The organism is Sphingomonas rhamnosi (genome assembly GCF_036663615.1).
Lineage (GTDB): Bacteria > Pseudomonadota > Alphaproteobacteria > Sphingomonadales > Sphingomonadaceae > Sphingomonas.
The window spans coordinates 112,626-133,416 of record NZ_JAXOJJ010000008.1; the positions used below are offsets into that span (position 1 = coordinate 112,626).

Annotated in this window: 19 protein-coding genes; 5 read left to right on the plus strand and 14 right to left on the minus strand. The window is 66.6% G+C overall.

Going from position 1 to position 20,791, the window contains the following annotated elements; translation table 11 throughout:
• Positions 1 to 9: 9 nt before the first annotated feature.
• The 5 genes from U1701_RS16030 to U1701_RS16050 form a co-directional block, all read right to left on the minus strand.
• Positions 10 to 1,770 carry a tetratricopeptide repeat protein gene (locus U1701_RS16030; RefSeq protein ID WP_332783581.1) on the minus strand — a complete coding sequence of 587 codons (1,761 nt, stop codon included), beginning with the start codon at positions 1,768 to 1,770 and terminating at the stop codon, positions 10 to 12.
• Positions 1,771 to 1,947: 177 nt separating this feature from the next.
• Positions 1,948 to 2,217 (minus strand): hypothetical protein, encoded by a 270-nt coding sequence (locus U1701_RS16035; protein ID WP_332783582.1) that lies wholly within the window; start codon positions 2,215 to 2,217, stop codon positions 1,948 to 1,950.
• An 82-nt stretch (positions 2,218 to 2,299) separates the two neighbouring features.
• On the minus strand, positions 2,300 to 2,929 hold the full coding sequence (locus tag U1701_RS16040) for a hypothetical protein (protein WP_332783583.1): 630 nt from the start codon (positions 2,927 to 2,929) through the stop codon (positions 2,300 to 2,302).
• 22 nt (positions 2,930 to 2,951) lie between these two features.
• A complete protein-coding gene (locus U1701_RS16045) occupies positions 2,952 to 3,263 on the minus strand; it encodes a hypothetical protein (protein WP_332783584.1) in 312 nt (103 codons plus the stop codon).
• Positions 3,264 to 3,309: 46 nt separating this feature from the next.
• Complete coding sequence (locus U1701_RS16050) at positions 3,310 to 3,579, minus strand: GlsB/YeaQ/YmgE family stress response membrane protein (protein ID WP_332783585.1); 270 nt, start codon at positions 3,577 to 3,579, stop codon at positions 3,310 to 3,312.
• Between the two features lie 172 nt (positions 3,580 to 3,751).
• Here U1701_RS16050 and U1701_RS16055 point away from each other — a divergent pair, with 172 nt between their 5' ends.
• Complete coding sequence (locus tag U1701_RS16055; RefSeq protein ID WP_332783586.1) at positions 3,752 to 5,227, plus strand: PAS domain S-box protein; 1,476 nt, start codon at positions 3,752 to 3,754, stop codon at positions 5,225 to 5,227.
• 3 nt (positions 5,228 to 5,230) lie between these two features.
• Here the strand turns inward: U1701_RS16055 and U1701_RS16060 are convergent, their stop codons facing one another.
• The 7 genes from U1701_RS16060 to U1701_RS16090 form a co-directional block, all read right to left on the minus strand.
• Positions 5,231 to 6,694, minus strand: coding sequence for an MDR family MFS transporter (locus tag U1701_RS16060; RefSeq protein ID WP_332783587.1), 1,464 nt, complete (start codon positions 6,692 to 6,694; stop codon positions 5,231 to 5,233).
• The gene (locus U1701_RS16065) at positions 6,691 to 7,533 is read right to left on the minus strand and encodes an SDR family NAD(P)-dependent oxidoreductase (RefSeq protein WP_332783588.1); all 843 of its coding nucleotides are present in this window, start codon (positions 7,531 to 7,533) and stop codon (positions 6,691 to 6,693) included. The genes U1701_RS16060 and U1701_RS16065 overlap by 4 nt, the downstream gene beginning before the upstream one ends.
• Before the next feature lie 16 nt (positions 7,534 to 7,549).
• Positions 7,550 to 8,596: an SDR family oxidoreductase gene (locus tag U1701_RS16070; protein ID WP_332783589.1), complete on the minus strand. Its 1,047-nt coding sequence runs from the start codon at positions 8,594 to 8,596 to the stop codon at positions 7,550 to 7,552.
• On the minus strand, positions 8,590 to 9,597 hold the full coding sequence (locus tag U1701_RS16075) for a zinc-dependent alcohol dehydrogenase family protein (RefSeq protein WP_332783590.1): 1,008 nt from the start codon (positions 9,595 to 9,597) through the stop codon (positions 8,590 to 8,592). Before U1701_RS16075 ends, U1701_RS16070 begins: the two co-directional genes overlap by 7 nt.
• A gap of 48 nt (positions 9,598 to 9,645) precedes the next feature.
• On the minus strand, positions 9,646 to 10,023 hold the full coding sequence (locus U1701_RS16080; protein WP_332783591.1) for a thiol-disulfide oxidoreductase DCC family protein: 378 nt from the start codon (positions 10,021 to 10,023) through the stop codon (positions 9,646 to 9,648).
• Positions 10,020 to 10,562: a TspO/MBR family protein gene (locus tag U1701_RS16085; protein WP_332783592.1), complete on the minus strand. Its 543-nt coding sequence runs from the start codon at positions 10,560 to 10,562 to the stop codon at positions 10,020 to 10,022. Before U1701_RS16085 ends, U1701_RS16080 begins: the two co-directional genes overlap by 4 nt.
• 73 nt (positions 10,563 to 10,635) lie before the next feature.
• Entirely contained in the window at positions 10,636 to 11,301 is a 666-nt protein-coding gene (locus tag U1701_RS16090) for an HAD family hydrolase (protein ID WP_332783593.1), read from the minus strand.
• Positions 11,302 to 11,549: 248 nt separating this feature from the next.
• Between U1701_RS16090 and U1701_RS16095 the strand changes: the two genes are divergently transcribed.
• The gene (locus U1701_RS16095; protein WP_332783594.1) at positions 11,550 to 11,924 is read left to right on the plus strand and encodes a response regulator; all 375 of its coding nucleotides are present in this window, start codon (positions 11,550 to 11,552) and stop codon (positions 11,922 to 11,924) included.
• A gap of 27 nt (positions 11,925 to 11,951) precedes the next feature.
• On the opposite strand, the gene glmS is transcribed toward U1701_RS16095, so the two are convergent.
• Both glmS and glmU read right to left on the minus strand, forming a co-directional pair.
• Positions 11,952 to 13,775 (minus strand): glutamine--fructose-6-phosphate transaminase (isomerizing), encoded by a 1,824-nt coding sequence (glmS, locus tag U1701_RS16100; protein ID WP_332783595.1) that lies wholly within the window; start codon positions 13,773 to 13,775, stop codon positions 11,952 to 11,954.
• A gap of 25 nt (positions 13,776 to 13,800) precedes the next feature.
• A complete protein-coding gene (gene glmU / locus U1701_RS16105; protein WP_332783596.1) occupies positions 13,801 to 15,180 on the minus strand; it encodes a bifunctional UDP-N-acetylglucosamine diphosphorylase/glucosamine-1-phosphate N-acetyltransferase GlmU in 1,380 nt (459 codons plus the stop codon).
• A gap of 61 nt (positions 15,181 to 15,241) precedes the next feature.
• Here glmU and U1701_RS16110 point away from each other — a divergent pair, with 61 nt between their 5' ends.
• The 3 genes from U1701_RS16110 (at position 15,242) to rpoB (ending at position 20,726) form a co-directional block, all read left to right on the plus strand.
• Positions 15,242 to 15,916, plus strand: a complete 675-nt coding sequence (locus U1701_RS16110; protein ID WP_332783597.1) for an HAD-IA family hydrolase — start codon at positions 15,242 to 15,244, stop codon at positions 15,914 to 15,916.
• On the plus strand, positions 15,913 to 16,287 hold the full coding sequence (locus tag U1701_RS16115; protein WP_332783598.1) for a VanZ family protein: 375 nt from the start codon (positions 15,913 to 15,915) through the stop codon (positions 16,285 to 16,287). The genes U1701_RS16110 and U1701_RS16115 overlap by 4 nt, the downstream gene beginning before the upstream one ends.
• A gap of 281 nt (positions 16,288 to 16,568) precedes the next feature.
• Positions 16,569 to 20,726 (plus strand): DNA-directed RNA polymerase subunit beta, encoded by a 4,158-nt coding sequence (gene rpoB, locus U1701_RS16120; protein ID WP_332783599.1) that lies wholly within the window; start codon positions 16,569 to 16,571, stop codon positions 20,724 to 20,726.
• Positions 20,727 to 20,791: the final 65 nt, after the last annotated feature.

Sequence of the window (20,791 nt, forward strand, 5' to 3'; positions counted from 1 at the left end):
GCGAGCCGATCAGGGCGTCGGCAGCGCCGCCAGCACGGCCTTCGCACCCCCGCGCTCGGGGGACTCATACCCGCCGAGCGCCACCGGCCGCAGAACCGTCCGCGCCGCCACCGCGTCACCGCGCCGGGCCAGCGCGGTGCCAAGTGCCAGTCGCGTGGTCGGAGAATTCGGGACCACCATCAGCGCCTTGGTAAGCCCGTCGATGGCGATGCTCGGCGGCGGATCGCCCGCCACGACATAGCTGCGATAATAGGCGACCAGCGGCAACGGGGCGTCGGTATCGAGCCGGTTGGCGCGGCCGATCGTCGCTCGCGCCTCGCGCAGCGCGGTGGCGCGCTCCGCGCCCGGCGCTACGGCCGCCAGTTGTGCGATCGCGCTGCCCTTCCACGTCAGCGCCGCCGCGCTGCCCGGCATCAGCGCCAGCGCGCGATCGGCGGCGCTGCGGCATTCGGCGGCGTTGCCGCTGCGGCATTCGGCCTCGGCGAGCAGGAGCTGCGCATCGGGATCGCCCGCGTACCGGGTCGCGTCGGCCCGCAGGCGTTGCAGCCATTTGTCGCGCTGTTCGAGCGCCTCGGCACGCGCCCTGATCATTTGCTTCGCCACCGCAGGATCGGCGTCGGCGGACGGCGCGGGCGGTATCTCGACCCGCGACCCCAGCTCGAGACGGCCCTTCACGAACGCCGCCTGCGCCATCGTCAACCGCCGGACGATCGGTGCTTCGGCATTGGTGGCCGGATAGGTCATGCGTTCATACGGCTTTTTCGCGCGGAAATAGCGCTTCAGGTCCTTGGCCAGCACGTCCATGTCGCCGAACGCGGTCATCGCCTGATCGGCGGGGATGCCGGCGGCGATCGCCTTCAGATATTGGCGGAGCTGGCCGTTTCGCTCGCTCGAAAAGAACAGGAAGTGGGTGAGCATCCAGGCGTGAACCGGCGTCCACCGCGTCCGCTTGCCCGGCTGTTCGAGATAGCGGCCGCTGAGCACGTCGGGCAACGAATAGCTGCCGAAACTGCGCAGCACGGTGGTGCTGCCTTCGGGCGCGCGGCCATATTCCATCACGCCGTCGCCGCGCGTCACCAGCGTCGAGAATATCTGCCCGAAACCGTCGAGGTACCAGCGCGGATAGGCGACAGGGAAGAACGTCTGCAGATAATGCTGCGCGAACCCCGCATAAATCATCGTCTCCGCCGAGATCGGCACCGACAGTTCGTTGGCGGGTGCGATCAGGTCGGGCGCGCTCTGCAAGCCGAACAGCGCGCTCTGTGCGGCGATCGCGCCACCACTTTCCGCGGCGCCGGCCCCCGGCAGTTGCAGCCCAAGGAGCGCCATGTTCGTGCCGCGTTCGATCACCGCCTTCTGGTCGATCCGCGTCGTCGCGAGCACCGCGCCGTCCTCGCGCGGATCATAATAGCGGCTGAGGTCGAACGCCGGATTGAACGGACCCTGCTGCCAGCGCAGATTGCGTAAGCTCATCGCCTGGAACTCGGCAGCACCGCCAATCAGCGTCACGCGCAGCTTGACCGTCTCGTCGGGTTTCTGCGCGCGGTCCAGCAGAACCGACAACAAGAAATGGAGCCGCTCGAGGTTGTGCGCGATCTCCGTCACCTCGCCCTCGCGCCCATCGCTCAGGACCACGACGTGCGCGGTCTCGGCTTCACGCCAGTCGCTGGGCTGGAACCGGCGGCCCTGCACGACGATCTCGTCGCCTTGCGCAAATGCGGAACCGGGAACCAGCAGCAGCGCCGCTGCCAAAGCCTTGATACCGCGCATAACGTTCCCCGCCCGGGCTGCTGCCCGGGGTTTCCGGGGCAAGTAAGACACAGCTTGCCGGCACGCACAATCGAACGTCCAGACGCATGTCGACCTAAACGCCGCCCGTGTGCGGCACACAAGCAAAGGGCGCCCGCATCGCTGCGAGCGCCCTCCGAATCGTCAGACGCGTTTGCGTCAGATGCCGTTGGACAGGTTCGTGTCCGGGTCATTCGTGCGCATGTCGTCGGCCTGGTTCTGGCCCGTCGCGCGAACCGCATCGGCCTTGTTCTCGAGGCCTTCTTCGCCAGCCGTCGTGGTCGCGTTGTCGGCTGCGTCTTCAATGTTGTCGGCAACCGCTTCGGTGTTCGACTCGATCGTGTCGGCGGCATTCTCGCGCGGGCTGCTGTTGCAGGCGGCGAGCGATGCGAGGCCGGCCATGACGGCGAGCGTAACAAACTTCTTCATGCACTATACTCCGTAATTCGAAAGCCGCCTGAACACGCGGCCCCGCCCTATCTGCCTCGAAACGCGCCGAAAGAGCAATCCATCAATAGGCGCTCGGCGTCGTGCGATAGCGGTCACGCTCGGCGGTCACTTCGTCGTGAGTATACGCCGGTGCAGCGTCGTCGAAACGCTCCCAACCGCTCTGGCGGTATGCCGCGCCACGCGTTGCCGCGTCGACCGACTGGTTGCGCTCGAGCACCGCTTCCGCATCGGCGGCCAGCGCATCGTCGACACGCGCGCTGAGCAGGGTGCCGCCGCGGCGGACGCCCTCCGAATAGACGTGCGCCTCTTCGTCGGTGTGACCCGCCTCTTTCAGCGCGCCGACGATCGTGCCCGTCGCCGCGCCGCCGGCAGCACCGATCCCGGCGCCGACCACGGTCGATGCCAGCCAACCGGCGGCAACGATCGGCCCGAGCCCGGGAATGGCAAGCAGTCCCAGACCCGCGAGCAACCCGCCAACACCGCCGAGCGCTGCGCCGGTCGATACGCCGCGGCTGACGTCGCCATGGTCGTTGACGTCACCGATTGCAGCCGCCGCATCGCCATGTGCGCCATCGGCGTTGTTCGCGACGATGCTGACCGCGTTGTGGGGGACGCCGAGGCGTTCGAGATCGTGGAGGGCCGCGGTTGCGTCGGCGTAGTTGTCGAACAGGCGGGTAATGGTCGTGGTCATCGTATCTCTCCTGAAGATGGGATCAGCGCGTGGTCACGTTGCCCTTGTAATCGAGCCCGACATGGACCTTCTTGCCGCCGCGCATCGCGGTACCGCGCCAGACGCCGTCCTTGTCCTTGGCCAGCGTCGACACTGCGCGGTAACCGGCCTTGGTGATCCGGCCACGCGCCTGGTCCTGCGAAAAGGAATTAGCGCCGCTGGCGGGTGCCGCGACATGCGCGGCGTCGCTGTCCTTGACGGCGGGATTGTGGGCGCCGGCGTGGGTGGCGGTCTGGGCGAAGGCGGTCGATGCCAGCAGCATCGCCCCCGCGGTCGCAAACACTCGAACGATCATGATGGCCTCCGTGGATAAGGGAATGAGGGTGACGACGTCGGTGGGTTCAGCGAACCGAACCGCGACGCATCATGTTGACGATCGCGAGCAGGATCACCGCGCCGACCAGCGAGATCAGGATCGACTGGATGTTGAGCGCGCCGTCCATGATCGATGCACCACCGATCAGCGGCGTGATGATGAAGCCCGCCAGCAGCGCGCCGACGATGCCGACGACGATGTTGAGGAAGACCCCCTGTTGCGCGTCGGTCCGCATGATCATGCTGGCAACCCAGCCGATGAGACCGCCGACGATGAGGAGGATGATGAGGTTCATTTTGAGTTCCCGTGCAGATGGATGGTACGGGATGCTCAACCAGCAAGTCCCCGGTTCCGTTCATTTCTCGCGTCGCGTCAATGATTTGGGATTGGTGACGAACTACCTATGATATTGGTGTTTTTGCATGCCGGCACCGGGAACTCCGGTGCTCGCCCGGCGCTGAGCATGGATGACGAAACCCAGCCCGAAGCCGCTGCACGCGCCCACGCTCCATCATCTCGAACAGCTGATGGAGGGGTTGATCGAGGGGGTGATCCTGATGGATCCGACCGGCGTGATACTCAGCGCCAACCCTGCCGCGCTCAAGGCGCACGGCGTCAGTGCGCTGGACGATCTGGGTGCCACCGCGGACGATTATGCGTCGCGCTTTGACCTGCGCTACCGCGACCATCACCGGCTCCACCGCCGCGATTATCCGCTGATGCGGCTGCTGGCGGGCGAGAGCTTTCCGGACCTGATCGTCGAGGTCGCCCCCGTCGGCGCCGCCGAACCGCGCTGGGTGCACCAGGTGCGCGACATCGTGATGGACGAGGATGGCGGCGAGCCGGACTGCCTGGGGCTCGTCATCACCGACGTCTCCGAACGTTTCGATGCGGAGGACCGGTTCGAAGCGATGTTCCACGCCAACCCCGCCCCCGCGCTGATCCTGCGCGTCGCCGACCAGCGGTTCGTGCTGGTCAACCAGGGGTTCCTCGACCTGTCGGGTCATGACCGCGACGAGATCGTCGCCAAGACGCTGTTCGACTTCGACTTCCTGGCCGGGGTCGAGCGCAAGGCGTTCGTCAAGGAGCGTGTCGCGCAAGGCGAGACGGTGCCGCAACTCGAGGCCGAATTGCCGCTCGCGGGCGGCGACACCACGCTGGTGGTGCTCGCAGGCCAACCGATCGAGGTCGCCAACCAGGATTGCCTGCTCTTCACCTTCGCCGACCTGGAGCCGCGGCGGCGCGCGGAACACGCGCTGCGCGCCAGCGAACGGCACTTCGCCTCGGTGTTCGAGATGGCGCCGGTCGCAATGGCGCTGACCGAGGGAGCGGACTACCGCATCGCACAGGTGAACACGGGATTCACCGCGCTGACCGGCTATGACGAACGCGCCGTGCTCGGCCGGGTCGCCGACGACCTGCAGCTCTGGAACGACGCAGCACAGCGCGAAGGACTGGAAGACGAGATCCGCGGGTCGTTCGGGTTTCGTGGGCATGACGTCCGCTTGCTCCGCCGGGACGGCCAGGCGGTCGACTGCCTCGTCTCCGCCGAGCGGATCAGCCGCGACGGGAGCCCTTGCGTGCTGTGGGTGTATCAGGACATCTCCGCACGCCGCCGCGGCGAGATCGAGCTCGTTGCGGCGATCGAGGCGGTGATGCAGGACGCCAACTGGCTCAGCCGCTCGATCATGGACAAGCTGGCGACGCTGCGAAATCCGGGCGCGGGGGTCGATGCCGCTGCTCCTGCCACCGACCTCAGCAAGCGCGAGCGCGAGGTGCTAGAACTGATGTGCAAGGACATGGACGACGGTGCGATCGCCGAACAGCTCGGCCTGTCGCGCAACACGATCCGCAACCACGTTGCCCGGCTTTACGCGAAGATCGGCGTCAACCGCCGCAGCGCCGCGATCGTCTGGGCGCACGATCGCGGCGTGGGGGCCTGATGGTCAGGATGCTGGCTCGTGCGTCCGCGGCACGAACAGCGCCAACACCAGCGTCGCTACCGCGATCACCAAAACACCCCAGAACGTCAGGTGCAGGCCATGCGCCAGCGCCGTGCGGCTGACCGCGGAGTCCGCTGCCGGAGCGTGACGCACCAGCAATTGCTGGATCTGATCGAGCGACCCGGCATGCCCGCGCGCCAGGCTGGCGTTGAGCACCGCCCCCAGCACGGTCGCGCCCAGCGTGCTGCCCAGGTTGCGCGCGAACATGTTGGAGGCGGTGGCGGCGCCGCGCTCGGCCCAGCCGACGCTGCCCTGGATCAGCACGATGGCGGCGGTGCTGAAGAAGCCCATGCCGAACCCCATCACCAGCGACCCCAGCCCCGCGACCAACGGCGACATATTCGGTCCCAGAACGACGAACGCGATCGCCCCGATCGGCAACAGGGTCGCGCCGGCGATCAGGATCGGCCGCAGTCCGAACCGCGCGAAATTGCGCGCCCCGAGGGTCGCCGCGATCGGCCAGCCGAGCACCATCGCGGTCAGCATGAAGCCGGCGACCAGCGGTGATTTCCCCATCACCGCCTGCACGTACATCGGCAGGAAGGTGGTGAGCCCGATCACCGCCATGCCGCTGAACAACGTCGCGGCGTTGGTCGCCGCCAGCGAGCGATGCGCCCACAGGCCGAACGCGATCATCGGATCGCGCGCGCGGCGTTCCTGCAGCACGAACAACACGCCTGCGACCACGAACACCACGCCCGCCGCCACCGTCACCGACGTCCTGCCCGCCCCCGCCTCGGTCAGGGCGACCATCAGCGAAGCGATCGCGACCGTGAACAGCCCGGCGCCCACGACGTCGACGCTGCGTTCCTCCGTCGACACCGTCTCGCGCAGGAAAACGAAGAAGCCGGCGGCGGCGGCAAGGCCGATCGGCACGTTGATCCAGAAGATCCACGCCCAGCTGACATGCTGGATGATCAACCCGCCCGCGAGTGGCCCGATCACCGACGACACGCCCCACACGCTCGCCAACCAACCCTGCACCGTGCCGCGCTCGTGCGCCGGATACAGGTCGCCGATCACGGTCAGCGACACCGGCTGGATCGCGCCCGCGCCGAGCCCCTGGATCAACCGGAACGCGATCAGCGCGGGCATCGACCAGGCGAACCCGCAGAGGATCGATCCGAGCAGGAAGATGCCGATCCCGACCAGCAGCACCGAACGTCGGCCATAGAGATCGGCGAGCTTGCCGAACACGACGGTGGTCGCGGTCTGCGCCAGCAGGAACGACGAGAACACCCAGGAATAGAGCTGGAGGTTGCCGAGCTGCCCGGCGATCTGCGGCATCGCGGTCGAGACGATCGTCGCCTCGATCGCGATCATGAACGATGCTGCCATCACCGCGGCGAGCACGAACGGGCGGCGGACGGCGGGCGGCGCGGTGTCGGCGATCACAGCGGCGGTCACGCGTCGCGCTCCATATGCGCCTTGAACGCCGCGGCGTGGTCGGGATGCCAGCGCGACAGCGCCGGCCGGTTATCGATGATGTCGCCCGCGGCCCAGGCGATGCGGCGGACGTCGGTCTCGCGCGCGACGTCGTTGTCGGGGCAGAGGATGTAGAAATCGCCGCGCGCGATCGCGGGCAGCATGAAGTCCACGACCTGTTCAGCGGTCCACGCCGCGTCCGGCTTCTCGTCGACGCCGCGACGGCGCGTGAAGCCGGTAAAGGTGAAGCCGGGGATCAGCAGATGCACGCTCACCCGCCCGTCGGTCGGCAGCAGATCGTGCGCGAGGCTTTCGGTCAGCGCCTTCAGCCCCGCCTTGCTGACGTTGTACGCGGTGTCGCCCGGCGGCAGCGTGATGCCCTGCTTCGACCCTGTGTTGATGATCGCGCACGGCCAGTCGGCGGCGAGCATGCCCGGTAGGAACGCCTGCAAACCGTACACCGCCCCCATCAGATTGGTCGCGATCGTCTGCTCCCAAACGGCGGCACCGGCCAGGATCCCGCCGCCGCCTTCGCGGCCGGCATTGTTCATCAGCACCGCCACCTCGCCGAGCGCCTCGGCCGCATCGCGCAGCGCCGCGATGTCGCCGGGATCGCTGACATCGGTGCGCACCGCGGACACGGTGAACCCGGCGCCGAGCAGTTCGCTGGCGGCGCTCGCCAGTTGCGCGTCGTCGATGTCGGCGATCAGGACGCGCATACCCGCCGCGCCGAAGCGGTGCGCCGCGGCTAGCCCGATACCGCTCGCGCCGCCGGTGATCACCGCCACGCGGTCCGCGGCGATGGCTGGATGCTGGTTCATCAATAGGTCCTTGGGATCAGGGAAGAACGCGCTGGCGCTTGAGGCTGTCGATCGCGTTCAGCAACGATTCGGTCGAGTTCATCCGCTCGGTAAAGCCGTGTTCGTAGATCTTGTTCACGTCGGAGATGACATCGGTCTCGGTGTTGAAGATGAAGTCGCCGAAGCCCCAGCCAACCAGGCCGTCATAGTCCGGCTGCGCCAGCCCGGCCTTCTCCGCCAGCGACCGCCACAACGGCCCCTTGTCCGCCATATGCTTGGCGAGGTTCAGCGGGACCGGCGTCGCGGTCTCGAGGCCCAGATGGCGCGCGACATCGTCCCACATCCGCTCCCAGCGGAAGGTGTCGCCGTTGGTGACGTTGAACGCCTCGCCCCCTGCCCGCGTGCTCGTCGCCGCCCAGCGGCTCGCACGCGCGAGCAGCCCGGAATCGGTGAACTGGACGAGCTGCCTGAACGCCCGGTCCGTACCAGGGAAGCGCAGCGGCACGCCGAGCGCACGGCTGATTTCCGCGAACGCGCCGACCACCAGCGCGATGTTCATCGGGTTGCCCCAGATATCGCCGACGACGACATCGGGGCGCAGCGCGACGTAATCCCAGCGGCTGCGGCTGGCACGGTCGCGAAGTTCGGCTTCCTGCGCCATGTACAAATTGGGCGGCATGTGCGGCGGATCGCTCTCGCGCGCCGGCGTCGGCACGTGCGCGGCGAGATGAATGCCGTAGATCTTGAAACCCTGATAGATGATCACGCGCTGCAGCGGCGCGCCTGCCGCCTCGAGCCCGTCGAGCAGATTACCAAGCATCGCCGCGTTGCGCGTCGCCTCGGTCGCCAGATCCGGATCGGGCGCGAGCGCGGCGTAGAAGACGTGGGTCGTGTCCTTGGCGTCGCGCAGCGCGGCCGCGGTCGCGTCAGCATCCGTCAGATCGGCCCGGATCGACGCGTGGCCCTGGATCGAACGGCGCGCGAGACCGCGCACCGTCCAGTCCTTGCCGTCCAGTTCGCGCATCACCGCGTCGCCGATGATCCCGGCGGCGCCTGCGACCAGCGCGGTTCCGGTCATTACCATTCGACCCCGATCTTGCCGAAGTGCCCACCGCCGGCCTGCAGCTTGAACGCCTCGGCCAACTGGTCAAGCGGGAAACGCTTGTCGATTACCGGCTTGATTCCGGTCACTTCAAGCGCGCGGACGAATTCCTGCTGTTCGCGGCGGCTGCCGACAATCAGACCCTGGAGCCGCGCCTGCTTGCCCATCAGCGCCGCGGTCGGCACGTCGCCCGACACGCCTGTCAGCACGCCGATCAGCGAGATATGCCCGCCGACGCGCACCGCCTGGATCGACTGGGCGAGCGTGCCTGGCCCGCCGACCTCGACGACATGATCGACGCCGCGGCCACCCGCCCAGTCGAAGATCGCCTGGCCCCATTCTGGCCGGTCGCGATAGTTCAGCGTGAAATCGGCGCCCAGTTCCTTCGCACGCGCGAGCTTCTCGTCGGAGGACGATGTGATCGCGACCGTCGCGCCCATCGCCTTGGCAAGCTGCAGCGCCCAGATCGACACGCCGCCGGTGCCGAGCAGCAGCACGGTGTCGCCCGCCTTCAGCTTGCCGTCGACGACCAGCGCGCGCCACGCGGTCAGCCCCGCGGTGGTGATCGCCGCCGCCTCGACCGCGTCATAGCCCTTGGGCGCGTGCGTGAACGCGGTCGCGGGTCGCACGACGAATTCCTGCGCGAAGCCGTCGATGCCGTCCCCCGGCGTCAGCCCGAAATCGCCGACGGTCGGGGTACCGTCCTGCCACTGCGGGAAGAAGCCCGACACGACCAGGTCGCCGATCGCGAACTCGGTCACGCCGTCACCAACCGCCTCGACCAGCCCTGCGCCGTCGGCGAGCGGAATGCGGCCGTCGTCGGTCGGCATGTGCCCGGTGACCACGCCCAGATCATGATAGTTGAGCGAGCTGCCATGCAGCGCGACGCGGATCTCGCCGGGCCCCGGCTGACCCGGATCGGCGCGCTCCACGACCGAGAGCTGGTCCAACCCGGCCGGAAGCCGCAACGTTACTGCTTTCATGTAAACACTCCTTGTGCGTCGGCCCCTCGAACGCACGGGGGTGCCAAGCTATCCCTCTCGAATCGAAACGCTTCGTTCGCGTTTGCGCGCCATTGCTTGCAGCGACGGACGGACACGCAGGAACAGCCGATAGCTTCGCTCCAGCGCGGCCAGAATGAGCGGATTCCGCGCCGCCAGCCCTAAAGGGCGCAGCAGCGGGATCGCACGCCACAACGCGGCGAACGCCGCCTCGCCCGACAGCAAGCGCCCGTCCTCGCGGGCGTGGAACCGCGCCAGCATCGCGTCGCGATCGATCGGGCAGCTGCTGGCGGGGTCGCCGGCATCGACGAAATGAATCGCGCCGCGACGATCGAGCCGCCGCATCAGCGCGATCTCGCGACGGCATAGCGGGCACCCGCCGTCATGCCATACCGTCAGCCTCGTCACGACGCCGCGTCTGCCGGACTGACGTTGCGCTCGCGAATCCGCTCGGCGAGCAAGGTCGCGAACCCCAGCCAGGCAACGAACGGCACCCCGGCCGCCGCTGCCGTCCGGTCGACCCGCGCCGCGGCCGCCACATAGCCCGCGCTGGTCGCGACCATCGCTGCCGATGCCGCCGCACTTGCCCCCAGCGCCTTGCGACGGAAGAACAATTCGGTCCAGCCGCCGACCATCGCGGTGTTGAGAATCCATAACCCGGCCGCAACATTGCGATCGCGGCCGCCAGGCAGGCGGAGTAGCCGATAACCGCCAACCGCCAGCCCGGTCTCGAGCACCGGCCACACCGCGCCGAAAACGGGATCGGGGGGTGTATAGGCCGGCTTGTCGAGCCGTTTGTACCACCGCCGGATACGGGGATGTGTCGGATCCGGCGCGTTGCGGAGGCCCATCACCGCGCTGATGCCCAGCACGCCGACGACGACGGCAATCGCCGCGGGGCGAGACAAACCTGTCCGGGCTTCAAGTGCGTCGGTGATCTCTGCCATGGCGATCCTCCTTGCGGACATCAGGTCCGCCCTCGCTAAGCGCGGCGCGAGCCGCGACGTTCCATGCCGCCGTTCAACGCCCCAACGGAGACTCGTCATAGCCTGCCAGGAGGGCGGCGACATCGTCGTAGATCGCGATCGCTCCGGCGCGCGTGAGCACATCGTCGGCGAACTTGCCCGACCGCACCGCGACCGCAGCGATCCCGCATTTGCCCGCCGCCTCGATATCATAGGGCGTGTCACCGACGACGAGCGCCTCCGATGCATCGACGCCGTCGAGCTTGCCGAGCGCGGTCGCGAAGATGTCCGGCGCGGGCTTGGTACGCTTGACGTCGTCGCTGCTCGTCGTCGCCGCCACTAGGTCACGTGCGTCGAGCAGGTCGAGATAATGGTCGAGCTCGGCACCCGAGGCCGACGATGCGAGCACGACTTTCTGCCCGCGCGCATGCGCGTTCGCCAGCAGGTCGTGCGCGCTTGGGAATGGCTTCGCGGTCTTCAGATACTTGGCCTTGAACGCGGCGCCATGCGCCTCGCCCAGTTTCTCCTGCGCATCCTCGTCGAGATCGGGCAGCAGCGTTGGTACGAGCATGTCGGTGCCCTTGCCGATCTGATCATGCAACCGCTGCCGATCGAAGGTCTGACCAATGCCTGCAAACGCCTCTTCCCAAGCCAGCACATGCATGTCGTTGGTGTCGACCAACGTACCGTCGATATCGAAGAGAATGGCCGTGATCTGCATGGGGGCTACGTGTCCTGAAATACTCACGCCGCGCCCTGCATCGGGCGGGTGCACGCGTGAAGACGATTGGCTCGGAACAGACGTAACCCTCCGCGCCGGATCAAGGTCCGTCGCGCCCGGATTATTGTGGGGAACGGCACCGATACTGAAACGATCCCATCAAATATTAAATCCAGGTGGGCGCAACCGACCGCACTGCAATCGGTTTTTGTCGCATGACCCTATCAACGACACCCTATGCCCTCGTCGTGGACGACGACCCGCTCATCTTGATGGATGCCTGCGGCATTCTCGAAGAGGCGGGTTTTCGCTTCCACCAGGCGAGCACCGGCGACGCCGCCAAGCGGATGCTCGAACATCACGCCGACAGCGTCGTGCTGCTCTTTTCGGACGTCGAGATGCCCGGTGATACCGACGGGTTCGCGTTGGCGCGATACGTCGCCGAACACTGGCCCTGGATCGAAATCGTCATCGCTAGCGGCCGGGTCACCGCCATGCCCGGCGACCTGCCCGACAAGGCGACGTTCATGCGCAAGCCGTTCGACAAGAAGATGGTGCATGACCACCTTCGCAACATCCTGCCCGACGGCAAGAAGCCGGATCCGCTGAAGCAGGCCGTGTGACCGAAGGTCGGCGCGGAGCGCGCCGACCTATTCGACCGTCACGCTTTTCGCCAGGTTGCGCGGCTGATCGACGTCCGTCCCCTTGGCCACCGCGACGTGATACGCGAGCAGCTGCACCGGGACAGCGTACACCAACGGCGCGATCAGCGGGTGGACCTTGGGCATGGTGATCGTCGCGATGCACCCCTCGCCCGCCGCCTGGATGCCGTCGTAGTCGCTGATCAGCACCACCTTGCCGCCCCGCGCCTGCACCTCCTGCATGTTGCTGACGGTCTTGTCGAACAACGGTCCCGACGGGGCAATGACGATCACCGGGACATGCTCGTCGATCAGCGCGATCGGCCCATGCTTCATCTCGCCCGCGGCATAGCCTTCGGCATGGATGTAGCTGATTTCCTTGAGCTTCAGCGCCCCCTCCAGCGCTAGAGGATAATCCGTGCCGCGACCCAGGTACAGTACGTCGCGCGCGCTCGCGATCACGCCCGACATCGCCTCGATCGCCTCGTCATAGGCGAGCGCGCCGTTGAGTGCGGCGGGCGCCTCGGCCAGGTGCCGGACGATGTCCCGCTCGTCGTCCACCGACAGCAGGCCCTTGGCCTTGGCGAGGTTGGCGGCAAGCGCGGCGAGCACTGCGAGCTGGCAGGTAAACGCCTTGGTTGAGGCAACACCGATCTCGGGTCCGGCATGCGTCGGCAGCAGCAGATCCGCCTCGCGCGCCATCGAGCTGGTGGGCACGTTGACAACGACCGCGATCTTCTGCCCCTCGGCCTTCGCATGGCGCAGCGCCGCCAGCGTGTCGGCGGTTTCGCCCGACTGCGAGATGAACAGCGCGAGCCCGCCCGGCTCCATTACCGGCGCGCGGTAACGGAATTCGGAGGCCACATCGAGATCGACGGGGACGCGGGCGAACTGTTCGAACCAGTATTTGGCGACCATGCCCGCGTAAAAGCTCGTCCCGCACGCGACGATCGTGACGCGCTTGATGCTCGACAGGTCGAACTCGGGGATCGGCAGCGACACCTCCCCCTCCATCCGCTTCAGGTACGACCGTAGCGTCTGCGCGACGACGATCGGCTGCTCGTAGATTTCCTTGAGCATGTAGTGCCGGTGGTTGCCCTTCGACACGAGTTCGCCAGTGATCCCGGAGATCGTGATCGCGCGCTCGACGGGGCTGTTGTCGCGGTCATAGACCTGCGCGCCGTCGCGGGTGAGCACGACCCAGTCGCCCTCGTCCAGATAGGCGATCCGCTGCGTCAGCGGCGCCAGCGCCAGCGCGTCCGAGCCGAGATACATCTCGCCCTCACCGTGTCCGACGACCAGCGGCGACCCGAGCCGCGCGCCGATCAACAGATCGGGATGCTGGCGGAACAGGATCGCGAGCGCGAACGCACCGTGCAGCCGCGGCAGCACGTCGCGCACCGCGGCGACCGGATCCATGCCGGCCTCGACCTTCTCGCTGATCAGGTGCGCGACAACCTCGGTATCGGTTTCGCTGGTGAAGACGCGGCCGCGTGCGATGAGCTCGTCGCGCAGCGGCTTGAAATTCTCGATGATCCCGTTGTGGACGACCGCCACTTCGCCGGTCGCGTGGGGGTGCGCGTTGTTGGTGGTCGGACCGCCATGCGTCGCCCAGCGCGTGTGCGCGATACCCGTCCGCCCGGGCAGCGGGTGCGCGGCGAGCTCGGTCGCCAGGTTGACCAGCTTCCCCGACGCGCGCCGCCGCTCGATCGCACCGTTATGATCGGTCGCGATACCGGCCGAATCATAGCCGCGATACTCGAGCCGCTTGAGACCATCGAGCAACCGCTCGGCGACATCCGTCGTGCTGAGGATACCAACGATTCCACACATTAAATTACACTCCTCAGGTGGGACGTCACTTGGCCGCCTTGCGCGCGACCATGCGGTCCCGAAAGCTTTTCGCCCAGCCGCGTTTTTCGGTTTGCGGCGGGCGAACAAGTACCAGCGCGTCCGCGCTGACATCCTGCGTTACGACGGAACCGGCGGCGACGATTGCGCCCGCGCCGATGCTGACGGGGGCCACCAGCGCGCTGTTCGAGCCGATGAACGCACCTTCGCCGATCACCGTCCTGGCCTTGAAATAACCGTCGTAATTGCAGGTAATCGTGCCCGCGCCGATGTTTGCACCGGCGCCGATCTCGGCATCGCCCAGATAGGTCAGGTGGCTCGCCTTGGCGCCGTCGCCGAGTACCGCCTTCTTCATCTCGACGAAATTGCCGACCTTCGACGCGGTGCCCATCACCGCGCCGGGGCGCAACCGCGCATAGGGGCCGACCTCCGCGCGTTCGCCGACCGTCGCGCCTTCCAAATGGCTGAATGCGTGGATCGTCGCACCGTCGGCGACGCGCGTGCCCGGACCGAACACGACATTGGGTTCGATCACGACGTCGCGACCGATCACCGTGTCATGCGCGAACCAGACTGTGTCCGGCGCGATCAGCGTAACGCCGTCCGCCATCGCCTGCATGCGCCGCGCGGCCTGCCACGCCGCCTCGACACCGGCGAGTTCGGCGCGGCTGTTGACGCCGGCCACTTCGCCCGCTGCGGTTTCGATCACTGCGGACGCTCGACCGTCGCTGGCGGCCAACATGACGATGTCGGGCAGATAATATTCCCCGGCCGCGTTGTCGTTCCCGACGCGGTCGAGCAGCGCGAACAGATCGTCCGATCGCACCGCCATCAGCCCCGAATTGCACAGCGTCTCGGCGCGCTCGGCTGGCGAAGCGTCCTTGTATTCGACCATCCGCTCGATCCGGCCTGCGGCGTCGGCAATGACGCGGCCATAGGCGCCGGGATCGGCGGGGCGGAACCCGAGCACGACCGCTGCCGGTGTGTCGTCGGCGTGAAGCCGATCGACCATCCGCCGCATCGTCTCGGCCGTCACCAGCGGCACGTCGCCGTACAGGATCAGCACGTCCCCCGAAAAGCCGGCGAGCGCGTCGCGCGCCTGGGCAACCGCATGGCCGGTGCCGAGCTGCTCGGTCTGCAACGCCGTGGCGATGCCGAACGGCGCGACCGCCGCCTCGACCTGGTCGCGTCCCGCGCCGGTCACGACGACGGTTTGTGCCGGCGACAGTTCGGCCGCGCTCGCGATCAGGTGCAGCAGCATCGGCCGACCGGCAATCGGATGCAGCACCTTGTGGAGATCGGACTTCATCCGCGTGCCCTTGCCGGCAGCAAGAATGACGATTGCGAGAGCGGGTGCCAGATTGCGGGCGGGAGCGGGCGTCATCATGCGGGCCCCGCTGCCACGAAAGCCTTGCCAATTCCATAGCCGGACTGGCACGCGACGGGCGATGACGCACTTTTCATTCGATATCGTCGGGTTCGACCTCGACGGAACATTGCTCGACACCAGCGGCGACCTGACCGCAGCGGTCAACCACGCGTTGGCGTCGATTGACCGCACGCCGCTGACTGTCGAGCAAGTCAAGCCGATGATCGGCGGCGGCGCGCGGCACATGCTGGCGCAAGGCATGGCCGCGACCGGGGGATGCGACACCGAGACGCTCGATCGGCTGCACGCGCTGCTGCTGGCATATTACGAGACGAACATCGCCGTCCTGACCCGCCCCTATCCCGGCGCGCTCGATGCGCTCGACGCGATCGTCGATGGCGGGGCGAAGGTCGCGATCGTCACTAACAAGCTCGAATCGCTGGCGACGACGGTGCTCCGCGAGCTCGGGTTGCTCGACCGGTTTGCCTGCGTGATCGGCGGCGACACCATGGGGTCGGGCAACGCCAAGCCCTCGCCCGCGCCGATCCACGAAATGATCCGGCGGTCGGGCGGCGGGCGCGCGGCGTTCGTCGGGGATTCGATCTTCGATATCCAGGCTGCGCACGCCGCCGGGCTGCCGGCAATCGCGTGTAGCTTTGGCTTTCTGATGCAGCCGGTCGCCGAGCTCAACGCCGACGCGATCATCGATGGCTATGACGCGCTTCTGCCAACGCTCGCGCGCCTTTCGGCGTGACCTCGCGGGCACTTTGGCTGTTCCGGCTGGCCCTGTTCGCGGCAGTGGTCTTCGCGGTGACGATGGCGCTGCTCCCGAAGCCGCCGCACATGCCTTTCGACAGGTTCGGCGACAAGGTTTCGCACATGCTCGCGTTCGCGACGATGGCGGGACTGGCGGCGGTCGCCTACCCGCGGCGCGGCCTGCTGCGGATCGGCGAGCGGTTGTCGTTCCTGGGCGCGATGGTCGAGGTACTGCAATCGATCCCGTCGCTGCACCGTGACTGCGACATCCGTGATTGGATCGCCGACACGATCGCGATCACCGTGGTGCTGCTGATCGTCGCGGCGATCCGCTGGCGGAATCCAATCGTGGGAAAGACGATTCACTGAGCCGTGCTGGTGCGTTCGGCAGGTCGAGGCGGACCTGTTAGCGGATACTCTTAATCCGGCTTCATGCCCCCTTTGACATCGCCACCCCCCTCCCCTATATCCGCCTCTCACCACAGCATCCGGGAAATGACTTGCCGTCGCGCAGCGGGTCGATCGTATTGGATCTTGAGGTTTCATTCGCCGGAGCCGCCGCACCTGATGCGCGCGGCTTTTCGGCGTTTCGTTGCGTCCCGTTCGGGGGTTCCCGGGCACGAATTTTCGGCTGAGAGGCAAATAAACCCATGGCAACCAGAGCGATCAACGAGGGCGGCACCGCAAAGCGCCGCATCCGGAAAGTCTTCGGCAACATCCACGAAGTCGTGCAGATGCCGAACCTGATCGAGGTCCAGCGCGAGAGCTACGAGCAGTTCCTGCGCTCCGACAAGTCGATCGGCCACGTTTCGGGCCTCGAGAAGACGCTGCGCAGCGTCTTCCCGATCCAGGATTTCGCCGGCACCGCCTATCTCGATTTCGACGATTACGTGCTCGAGCCGCCGAAGTTCGACGTCGAGGAATGCCGCCAGCGCGGGATCACCTATGCCGCGCCGATGCGCGTCACGCTGCGCCTGACCGCGTTCGAGGTCGATCCGGATACCGAGGCCAAGTCGGTCATCGATATCAAGGAGCAGGACGTGTACATGGGCGACATGCCGCTCATGACCGAGAACGGCACCTTCTTCATCAACGGCACCGAGCGCGTCATCGTCAGCCAGATGCACCGTTCGCCGGGCGTGCTGTTCGACCATGACCGCGGCAAGACGCATGCTTCAGGCAAGTATCTCTTCGCTGCGCGCGTGATTCCGTATCGCGGGTCGTGGCTCGATTTCGAGTTCGACGCGAAGGACATCGTCAACGTCCGCATCGATCGCAAGCGCAAGCTGCCGGTGACGGCGCTGCTCTACGCGCTCGGCATGACGTCGGAAGAGATCCTCAACTATTTCTACAACCGCGTGACGTTCGTCCGCGGCCAGGGTGGCTGGATCGTCCCCTTCCAGGTCGAGAACTGGCGTGGCCAGAAGCCGATGTTCGACATCGTCGACGCCAAGACCGGCGAAGTCGTGTTCCCGAACGGCCAGAAGATTTCGCCGCGCGCCGCGAACAAGGCGTTCAAGGACGGCCTGACCGACCTGCTGATCCCGACCGAGGAAATCTTCGGCCGCTATTCGGCATACGACCTTATCGACGAGTCGACCGGCGCGATCTACATCGAGGCCGGTGACGAGGTCACCGCCGAGAATCTCGAACTGCTCGACAAGGCCGGGATCGAGCAACTCGAACTGCTCGACATCGATCACGTCGCGACGGGTCCGTGGATCCGCAACACGCTGAAGGCCGACAAGGCCGAAGAGCGCGAGCAGGCACTGTCCGACATCTACCGCGTGATGCGTCCTGGCGAGCCGCCGACGCTGGAGACGGCAGAGGCTTTGTTCTCGGGCCTGTTCTTCGATCCGGATCGCTACGACCTGTCGGCCGTGGGCCGCGTGAAGCTCAACATGCGCCTCGACCTCGACGTCGAGGACACGGTGACGACGCTGCGTACCGAGGACATCCTCGAGGTCGTCAAGACGCTCGTCAACCTCAAGGACGGCAAGGGCGAGATCGACGATATCGATAACCTCGGTAACCGTCGTGTGCGTTCGGTCGGCGAGCTGCTCGAGAACCAGTACCGCGTCGGTCTGCTCCGCATGGAGCGCGCCGTGAAGGAGCGGATGTCGTCGGTCGACGTGTCGACGGTGATGCCGAACGACCTGATCAACGCCAAGCCCGCGGTTGCCGCGGTGCGTGAATTCTTCGGCTCGTCGCAGCTGTCGCAGTTCATGGATCAGACCAACCCGCTGTCGGAAGTCACCCACAAGCGTCGCGTGTCGGCACTTGGACCGGGTGGTCTGACGCGCGAGCGCGCAGGCTTCGAAGTCCGCGACGTTCATCCGACGCATTACGGCCGCATCTGCCCGATCGAGACGCCGGAAGGCCCGAACATCGGTCTGATCAACTCGCTCGCCAGCTTCTCGCGGGTGAACAAGTACGGCTTCATCGAGACGCCGTACCGCAAGGTCGTCGACCACAAGGTCACCGACGACGTCGTCTATCTGTCGGCGATGGAAGAGGCCAAGCACACGATCGCGCAGGCCAACGCCGACCTGACCGAAGATGGCGGGTTCACCGAGGAGCTGGTGTCGTCGCGTCAGGCGGGCGAGTTCCTGATGGCGCTGCCCGACCAGATCACGCTGATGGACGTTTCGCCGAAGCAGCTCGTTTCGGTTGCCGCATCGCTCATTCCGTTCCTGGAAAACGATGACGCCAACCGCGCGCTGATGGGCTCGAACATGCAGCGTCAGGCCGTGCCGCTCGTCCAGGCCGAGGCGCCGTTCGTCGGCACCGGCATGGAAGAGACGGTCGCGCGTGACTCGGGTGCGGCCATTTCGGCCAAGCGTGCGGGCATCGTCGACCAGGTCGACGCGGCGCGTATCGTGATCCGTGCGACCGGCGAGATCGATGCCGGCAAGTCGGGCGTCGACATCTACACGCTGATGAAGTTCCAGCGCTCGAACCAGTCGACCTGCATCAACCAGCGTCCGCTGGTGAAGGTGGGCGACGTGGTGCGTGCCGGCGACGTGCTCGCCGACGGCCCGTCGACCGAGTTCGGCGAGCTGGCGCTGGGCCGCAACAGCCTCGTCGCGTTCATGCCGTGGAACGGATACAACTACGAGGATTCGATCCTCATCAGCGAGCGGATCGTGAAGGACGACGTGTTCACGTCGATCCATATCGACGAGTTCGAGGTGATGGCCCGCGACACGAAGCTCGGGCCCGAGGACATCACGCGCGACATCCCCAACGTCGGCGAGGAAGCGCTTCGCAACCTCGACGAGGCGGGCATCGTCTACATCGGTGCCGAGGTCGAGCCGGGCGATATCCTCGCCGGCAAGATCACGCCCAAGGGTGAATCGCCGATGACGCCGGAGGAGAAGCTGCTCCGCGCGATCTTCGGCGAGAAGGCATCGGACGTGCGCGATACGTCGCTGCGTCTGCCGCCGGGCGTGTCGGGGACTGTGGTCGACGTTCGCGTCTTCAACCGTCACGGCATCGACAAGGACGAGCGCGCGATGGCGATCGAGCGCGAGGAGATCGAGCGGCTGAAGAAGGATTCGGACGACGAGCGTTCGATCCTGAACCGTGCAACCTGGTCGCGTCTTCGCGAGATGCTGCTCGACCAGGTGTCCACTTCGGTGCCCAAGGGCCTGAAGAAGGGCGCGCTGATCGACATGGAGATGCTCGACAGCGTCGATCGTCACGAGTGGTGGAAGTTCTCGGTTGCCGACGACAAGGTCCAGGGCAATCTGGAAGCCGTCAAGCAGCAGTATGACGACGCCGCCAAGCTGATCACGGACAAGTTCCACGATCGGCGCGAGAAGCTGGAGCGTGGCGACGAGCTGTCGCCGGGCGTGCTGAAGATGGTCAAGGTGTTCGTCGCGGTGAAGCGCAAGCTGCAGCCGGGCGACAAGATGGCCGGCCGTCACGGGAACAAGGGCGTCATCAGCCGCATCCTGCCGGCGGAGGACATGCCGTTCCTCGCCGACGGGACGCCGGTCGACATCGTGCTCAACCCGCTGGGCGTGCCGTCGCGCATGAACGTCGGGCAGATCTTCGAGACGCATCTGGGCTGGGCCGCACGCGGCCTCGGCCAGCAAATCACCCAGTCGCTCGAGGATTGGCGCGAGGCGAACCCCGATGCGAAGGCGGGCGCGATGCCCGAGGCCGTGAAGGATCGCCTGAAGACCGTGTATGGCGAGCAGTATCACGACGAGATCGAAGCCCGATCGGGCGACGAAATCATCGAGCTCGCGCAGAACCTGAAGAACGGCGTGCCGATGGCGACGCCAGTGTTCGACGGCGCGCGCGAGGCCGATGTGTCGGCGATGCTGGAACTGGCGGGTCTCGACCCGTCGGGCCAGTCGGACCTGTTCGACGGACGCACCGGCGACAAGTTCGACCGCAAGGTCACGGTCGGCTACATCTACATGCTGAAGCTCCACCATTTGGTCGACGACAAGATCCACGCACGGTCGATCGGGCCGTACAGCCTCGTCACGCAGCAGCCGCTGGGTGGTAAGGCGCAGTTCGGTGGCCAGCGCTTCGGCGAGATGGAAGTCTGGGCACTCCAGGCCTACGGCGCGGCGTATACTTTGCAGGAAATGCTGACGGTGAAGTCGGACGACGTGGTCGGACGCACCAAGGTCTATGAGGCGATCGTCAAGGGTGACGACACGTTCGAGGCCGGCATTCCGGAGAGCTTCAACGTGCTCGTCAAGGAAATGCGCTCGCTGGGCCTGAACGTGGACCTGAAGCAGTCGGAGCCTGGCTTCGACAGCGACGGGATCCAGATCGCGGCGGAGTAAGCCTCAACTCCTCCCCTCCCGCTTGCGGGAGGGGATCGAGGGGTGGGCTCCCGGCCGGCAGCGAA

Bases quoted from the DNA above. Each gene is read 5' to 3' on its own strand.
- U1701_RS16070 (WP_332783589.1), bottom strand. From the start codon at position 8,596: ATGGTAATGACCGGAACCGCGCTGGTCGCAGGCGCCGCCGGGATCATC.
- U1701_RS16075 (WP_332783590.1), bottom strand. From the start codon at position 9,597: ATGAAAGCAGTAACGTTGCGGCTTCCGGCCGGGTTGGACCAGCTCTCG.
- U1701_RS16040 (WP_332783583.1), bottom strand. From the start codon at position 2,929: ATGACCACGACCATTACCCGCCTGTTCGACAACTACGCCGACGCAACC.
- U1701_RS16035 (WP_332783582.1), bottom strand. From the start codon at position 2,217: ATGAAGAAGTTTGTTACGCTCGCCGTCATGGCCGGCCTCGCATCGCTC.
- U1701_RS16055 (WP_332783586.1), top strand. From the start codon at position 3,752: ATGACGAAACCCAGCCCGAAGCCGCTGCACGCGCCCACGCTCCATCAT.
- U1701_RS16090 (WP_332783593.1), bottom strand. From the start codon at position 11,301: ATGCAGATCACGGCCATTCTCTTCGATATCGACGGTACGTTGGTCGAC.
- U1701_RS16085 (WP_332783592.1), bottom strand. From the start codon at position 10,562: ATGGCAGAGATCACCGACGCACTTGAAGCCCGGACAGGTTTGTCTCGC.
- glmS (WP_332783595.1), bottom strand. From the start codon at position 13,775: ATGTGTGGAATCGTTGGTATCCTCAGCACGACGGATGTCGCCGAGCGG.
- U1701_RS16045 (WP_332783584.1), bottom strand. From the start codon at position 3,263: ATGATCGTTCGAGTGTTTGCGACCGCGGGGGCGATGCTGCTGGCATCG.
- U1701_RS16050 (WP_332783585.1), bottom strand. From the start codon at position 3,579: ATGAACCTCATCATCCTCCTCATCGTCGGCGGTCTCATCGGCTGGGTT.
- U1701_RS16065 (WP_332783588.1), bottom strand. From the start codon at position 7,533: ATGAACCAGCATCCAGCCATCGCCGCGGACCGCGTGGCGGTGATCACC.
- rpoB (WP_332783599.1), top strand. From the start codon at position 16,569: ATGGCAACCAGAGCGATCAACGAGGGCGGCACCGCAAAGCGCCGCATC.
- U1701_RS16110 (WP_332783597.1), top strand. From the start codon at position 15,242: ATGACGCACTTTTCATTCGATATCGTCGGGTTCGACCTCGACGGAACA.
- U1701_RS16030 (WP_332783581.1), bottom strand. From the start codon at position 1,770: ATGCGCGGTATCAAGGCTTTGGCAGCGGCGCTGCTGCTGGTTCCCGGT.
- glmU (WP_332783596.1), bottom strand. From the start codon at position 15,180: ATGATGACGCCCGCTCCCGCCCGCAATCTGGCACCCGCTCTCGCAATC.